Raw genomic sequence first — 5,964 nt, forward strand, 5'->3', positions numbered from 1 at the left:
TGTCACCGAGGAGCAGCTGAAGAAGGGCAATGAGCCGGCGTTCGACCAGGCGTTGTCGGAGAAGAAGAAGTCCGAGGAGCATTCGGCCAAGGCCCCCGCCCAGGCCCGGGGCGCCGAGGCTCAGCAGCTGGCCGCGGCGAAGTCCGGTGCCGCCGCCTCCGGCGCGCAGGCCATGACCGCACTCACCGCCACCCGGGCCGCGGCCGGCAAACAGATCGACGGGGGCAAGGGTCAGGCCAAGTCCAAGGACGAGGAGAAGCGGCAGCAGGTCACGTCGAAGTTGCAGAAGGTCTTCGATGCGACGAAGAAGGATGTCGAGCAGATCCTTGCGGGTCTGGACACCAAGGTGGACCAGCAGTTCACCGCGGGTGAGAAGGCGGCCCGGGACGCGTTCATGGCCGACCAGTCCCGTCGGATCAAGGCCTACAAGGACAAGCGGTACTCGGGTTTCACCGGGAAGCTGCGCTGGGTCAAGGACAAGTTCAAGGGTCTGCCCGCGGAGGCGAACCAGCTCTATCAGGAGTCGCGGAAGCTGTATGTGACCCGGATGCAGGGCGTGATCTCCTCGATCGCCGACACCATCGGCGTGGAGTTGGGGAAGGCGAAGGCCCGTATCGCCACCGGCCGCAACGAGCTGAAGGCCGAGGTCGACAAACTCCCCGCCGACTTGAAGAAGTTCGGGCAGGAGGCGGCGAAGGATTTCGCGGGGAAGTTTGACGACCTCGATTCCCAGGTCAACGAGAAGTCCCAGCAGTTGGTCCAGGATCTGGCGACGAAGTACACCCAGGCGTTGAACAAGATCGATGAGGAGATCAAGAAGCTTCAGGAGGCCAACAAGGGGCTGATCGACAAGGCCAAGGACGCGATCGTCGGGGTCATCAAGACCATCAACGAGCTGAAGAACCTGTTGATGGGCATCCTGGCCAAGGCTGCCGGCGCCATCGTGAAGATCATCAAGGATCCGATCGGCTTCCTGGGCAACCTCGTCAGGGCGGTCGGCGCGGGTCTGCAGCAGTTCATCACCAACATTGCCGACCACCTGAAGAAGGGCCTGGTCTCCTGGCTGCTGGGCACCGCCGTCAAGGCGGGCCTGGACCTACCGGCCAAGTTCGACCTCAAGGGCATCATCCAGCTCATCGCCTCCCTACTCGGCCTGACCTGGGCCAACATCCGCGCCCGCGTCACCCGCAAGGGCGTCCCCGACCAGGCCATGAGCACGGTGGAGTCCTCCGTCCCCATCGCCCAGGCCCTGGTCCGCGAGGGGCCGGCCGGCGCGGTCAAGGAGATCTCCGCCGAGGTCGGCGACCTCAAGTCCACCATCCTGTCCAAGCTCACCACCTACCTGATCCCCACCGTCATCATCGCGGGCATCACCTGGATCCTCTCCCTCCTCAACCCCGCCTCCGCCTTCGTCCGCGCCGTCAAGGGCATCATCGACATCGTCACCTTCGTGGTGAACCAAGGCGCCCAGATCATCGACTTCGTCAACGCGGTACTCGACGCGGTCGTCGCCATCGCGGGTGGTGGTGCGGCAGGCGTCCCCAAGATGGTCGAAGGCGCCCTCGCCGCCAGCATCCCCCTCCTCATCGGCTTCCTCGCCTCCCTGCTCGGCATCGGCAACCTCGCCGCCAAGGTCAAAAGCGTCTTCCACGCCGTCTCCCGCCCCGTCAACCGCGCCATCGACAAAATCGTCGACTTCATCGCCAAGACGGGCAAGAAGCTCTGGGCGAAACTCCGCCGAAAAGACAGGAATCAAGATTCAAGGGGCGGAAAGCCGAGCGACAAGAAACCGAATGGAAAGCGGCCGGACGCCAGGGACGAGGCCAAGAAACAGGCCGATTTGAACGCCGGACTCGATGCGGCAGATGCATTGGTTCAACGCGGGCTCACCCGAAAGGAGATAACGCCTAAGCTCGCGGCGATTCGGAAACGCTATGGAATGAAGGAGCTATCACTCGTACACGACGGGAAGCAAGGCAACAATGAACTTGTCCATGTCCAAGGAAAAGTGAATCCCTCTGGGAAGCGGGTAACAAAACCCATTCCCGGACTATTCGAAAGCATTGACCCGAACGAAAAGGGAATCGAGTCATTTTCGTTCAAGGGAGACACGCAGCCAGGACCTCCCCGCAATGATGCCGTGGAAATCACGACAGAGGTCCGACTCATGGACGGCAAACAAGTAAAGGCCACCGGCCATGTGAAGAATTCCTTCGGCCTTAAAACGAACGACGTTGCCATGAAGGAACATTTTCTCGATGCCATCCCGGCAAACAAGAGATGGATCGAGGCCCCAGGAGTCCCCCTTGCCCCAGGAAAAGGAACTCCACTGGTGACGTACGTAAATCTCCGCCAGATGCGCCGGTTCGAAGAATACGCCGGCAGCCTCGCAGTGAAGGAGGTAAAGGCGGAGCGCAGGCGCCAGGGAATGTCGGGAACTCTGGAACCAGAAGCCGAGCGCCAACTACGACAGAGCCGCAAGGTCTACGGCACCATAAAGAGTGTCACCTTGGACACTGTGGAAAATATCACCGCAATTCTACAATTACATGACCAGCTCAAAATAAAGCCAGGCATCGATCTAAATCAGGCGATTCTAGCCACTCACTCAGTCTCCTATGTTGAGACGATAATAATTCAAGCTGGCGGCAGAATTAAGTCTGCCGAAGTAATCGGCGGCGAATCGCGCACCATCGGCGAGCTGATGCGGCACTATGAGCAGCAGGCAAGTCAGCGAAGAAGAGCCGAGGTTGTGGCACACCATGAAGATCTACTCAAACAGTACGGCGTATCCCGCAGCGAGAAAATGCTGATGGATTTCGATGTGCGGCTGACCATCGAGCCGTTTGGTCCAGCATGACATCGGCAGAGGCAATTCTTCGTTCACGGGGGATCGCCGGATCCGTTATCGTCCTAAATCCTGACTGGCGTAATGCAGTCGAGTTCAGCGACGAGAACGACGATCACAGAGAGATCGCGATTCGCAACTTCGAACAGATCGACGCCTTCGCTGACGCCATGAGTCAAATAAGCCAGCAGCCAATTCGGGTGATTTACGCGGACGAGATGCACGGACAGCAAAACTCCAACCTCATGATCTGTGAAGAATCTGTAGCCCAGCTCATTTCCTTTAATTGGTCACTGGATCTCAGTGAGATCATGCCCTACGTCTTTCTTCTCAACGTCGAACGTGGAGCCAAGACCGCCCGCAGAGTTGAGTCCCTGAATGCCGCTGGCGCGATCGAGAGTATCCGTTACCGCATTTGGCGGGCAGACCCCGACAATGACCCCGGGGGCGGAGTTTTCGGGAAAAAAGACATCGCAACACGGATTGGTGCCACATGGACCACTCCTGGCCTTTGGGTAACTGACCGATACTGCCTATTTGAACATGACATGCACAGGTCATTACCTGCCTTGCTCGCAGCGTATCTGGATGCCTATGCGCAAGCTCTTTGAGCACGTGCCCCGGTGAGCAAGTGAACGTTTTTCAACCAGCCAGCAGGTCCATATACGGCCCGAACTCCGACGCCAGTGTCAGCCGTCCCAGCTTCTGGTATTCGCGCTGTACCGCGTGGATGAGGTCGGCCATGGTTACCGGGGCCCCGGACTCGGCCGCCAGGTACGCCGCGGTGACGGCTACCGAGCGGATGTTGCCGCCGGCGAGTTCGAAGGACTCGGCGCAGAAGTCGAGGTCCAGGTCGGTGGCGCGGGGCAGGACGGGGCCCAGGCAGCGGTCCCACAGCACGCGGCGCTGTTCGGGGTCGGGGATGGGGAAGTCGATGATGAGGTCCAGGCGGCGGGTGAAGGCGTCGTCGAGGTTGGCGCGGAGGTTGGTGGCGAGGATGGCCAGGCCGTCGAAGGACTCCATGCGCTGGAGGAGGTAGGCGCTCTCGACGTTGGCATAGCGGTCGTGGGCGTCCTTGACCTCGGAGCGTTTGCCGAAGATGGCGTCGGCCTCGTCGAAGAGGAGGACGCCGTTGATGCCGGCCGCCTCGGAGAAGATGCGTTCGAGGTTCTTCTCGGTTTCGCCGACGTACTTGTCGATGACGGTGGCCAGGTCGACCGTGTAGAGGTCGAGGCCCAGGTCGGCCGCGATGACCTCGGCGGACATCGTCTTGCCGGTGCCGGAGTCGCCGGCGAAGAGGGCGGTGACGCCGCGGCCCCGGCCGCCGCCGGGCCGCATGCCCCACTCCCCCAGGACCATGTCGCGGTGGCGGGCGCGCGCGGTGAGTTCGCGGAGTTGGGAGACATGGTCGGGCGGCAGCACCAGGTCGTCCCAGCCGACGGCGGGTTCGATGCGGCGGGCCAGGCGGTCCAGGCCGGCCGCGTTCTGGGCGCGGGCGCCGGCGCGGATGTGGTCGGGGGTCAGTTCACCGCCGTCCAGCAGGGCGGACTGCGCGGCGCTGCGGGCGGCCCGGGTGAGTTGGTCGGGCGTGAGGAGGAAGGGCGACAGGGTGCGGGAGAGGTCGAGGGAGGTGGGGAGGGCGCCGGGGTAGGCGTGGGTCCACAGGGCGACCCGGGCGGCCGGTTCCACGCGCGGGGCGTGGAGGAGCAGCGGTGGGCGGGTGGACCAGGCGGCGTCCCAGGGCGCGCGGCCGGTGAGGATGACCGGCAGCGGGGTGTCGGCGACCAGGCGGATGACGGTGGCGTGTTCCCGGGTAAGGGCGTCGAGAGGGGCGCATACCAGTCCGGACCCGGTGAGCCGGGCCTCCCGGGCGAGGATGCGGATGGCCTCGGGGGGGTTGGGGTCGGCGGCGAGGCGTTCGAGGTCGACGCCGAGGACTCCCCGGCCGGAGCGGATGAGCGCGGCGGCGGCCAGCGCCGTACCCGCGCCGCCCTGGTCCTCGCGGAGGTAGGCCAGGTGGACGCCGCCGGCCAGGGCGCGGGCGAGGGCCTCGGGGTCGCCTACGCCGGGGACTTCCGGGTGGGGGCTGAGCAGATCGGTGACCCGCGGATCGGGGGTGTCGTCGCCGAGCAGGTGGGCGGTGACCCTGTCCGGTACACGCAGGGCGCGGGCCAGGAAGGGCCGGTCGGGTTCCTCGACGAGGAGGAGGCCGCCCGCGCGCAGCGGCGACCGCGGGTGCAGGCGGTTGCGCGCGGGTGCGTCGGCGGCGGACAGGCCGCACAGGCCCAGGGCGAGGCCGATGCTGGGGCGGCGGCGGGTGACGTCGTCGTTGAGGTAGCCGTAGAAGGACTCGAAGCGGTCGTCCAGGTCGGGGAGCAGGGCGATCAGGAGGATCTCGATGTCGAGGGCGGTGAGTTCGAAGGTGGTGACGAGGGTGTTGAGGCGGGTGGGGGGTACGGCACCGGCGGCCTCGGACTCGATCCGGGCACGTTGGGCGGCGTCCGACTCGTCGGGGGCGGCGATGGAGCGGCCGTGGTCGAGCAGGCGGCGGACGGTCTCATCGCTGAGGTAGAGGCCGCGGAAGGCGTCGTCGGGGGCGGGGTCGGTCTCTTGGCGGGCGTCGACGGCCCGCCGTACGCGTTCCTCGACGAGGGCGGCGCGGTGCAGGAGGTGGCGCAGGCCCGGGTCGCCGTCCGGCGCGGGCCCGCCATGCCCCGCGTACCAGCCTGCGGCCGGGTGTCCGGAGCTGTCGGCCTCATCAGTCATGCGTTCGGGGTCGTCTGGTGTGGTGCCCACTGGCCGGCTCCCGCTCTGCGCGTCGAGTGGGAGACCGGTGTCACCGGGCACGGTGCTCATGCCTGTGCGAGGACCAAGGGAAGGGTCTGCCGCGGGGGCGTTCCGAAAGCCGCCGGGTGGTGGTGTGTCGGGCGCGGGGGCGCCGTATGTGTCCGGTCCCGGTACTCCGTGCGGGTCTCCGTCGGGACCGTACGCGCCGTCCGTGCCGAACCGCTCGGTGCTCATCCGGTCCCTTGCGAGTTGGTGGCGTCCGTGTCGCGGGCCGCGGGGCCTGTCTCTTATACACCTCTGACGCTTCCGACGATCGCATAAGTGTAGAT

Annotated in this window: 3 protein-coding genes; 2 read left to right on the forward strand and 1 reads right to left on the reverse strand. The window is 64.9% G+C overall.

Annotation, left to right across the window (positions count from 1 at the left end; translation table 11 throughout):
- Together E4099_RS34595 and E4099_RS27985 are read left to right on the forward strand one after the other, a co-directional pair.
- The coding region (locus tag E4099_RS34595; protein WP_425348280.1) for a phage tail protein at positions 1–2,860 on the forward strand (2,860 nt) is incomplete at its 5' end.
- Entirely contained in the window at positions 2,857–3,459 is a 603-nt protein-coding gene (locus E4099_RS27985) for a hypothetical protein (RefSeq protein WP_135341916.1), read from the forward strand. The genes E4099_RS34595 and E4099_RS27985, both read left to right, overlap by 4 nt.
- A 31-nt stretch (positions 3,460–3,490) precedes the next feature.
- Here the strand turns inward: E4099_RS27985 and E4099_RS27990 are convergent, their stop codons facing one another.
- Positions 3,491–5,614, reverse strand: a complete 2,124-nt coding sequence (locus tag E4099_RS27990; RefSeq protein ID WP_135341917.1) for an ATP-binding protein — start codon at positions 5,612–5,614, stop codon at positions 3,491–3,493.
- Between the last annotated feature and the right edge of the window lie 350 nt (positions 5,615–5,964).

It is taken from the genome of Streptomyces palmae, from assembly GCF_004684805.1.
Classification (GTDB): Bacteria; Actinomycetota; Actinomycetes; order Streptomycetales; family Streptomycetaceae; genus Streptomyces; species Streptomyces palmae.

Bases quoted from the DNA above. Each gene is read 5' to 3' on its own strand.
- E4099_RS27985 (WP_135341916.1), top strand. From the start codon at position 2,857: ATGACATCGGCAGAGGCAATTCTTCGTTCACGGGGGATCGCCGGATCC.
- E4099_RS27990 (WP_135341917.1), bottom strand. From the start codon at position 5,614: ATGACTGATGAGGCCGACAGCTCCGGACACCCGGCCGCAGGCTGGTAC.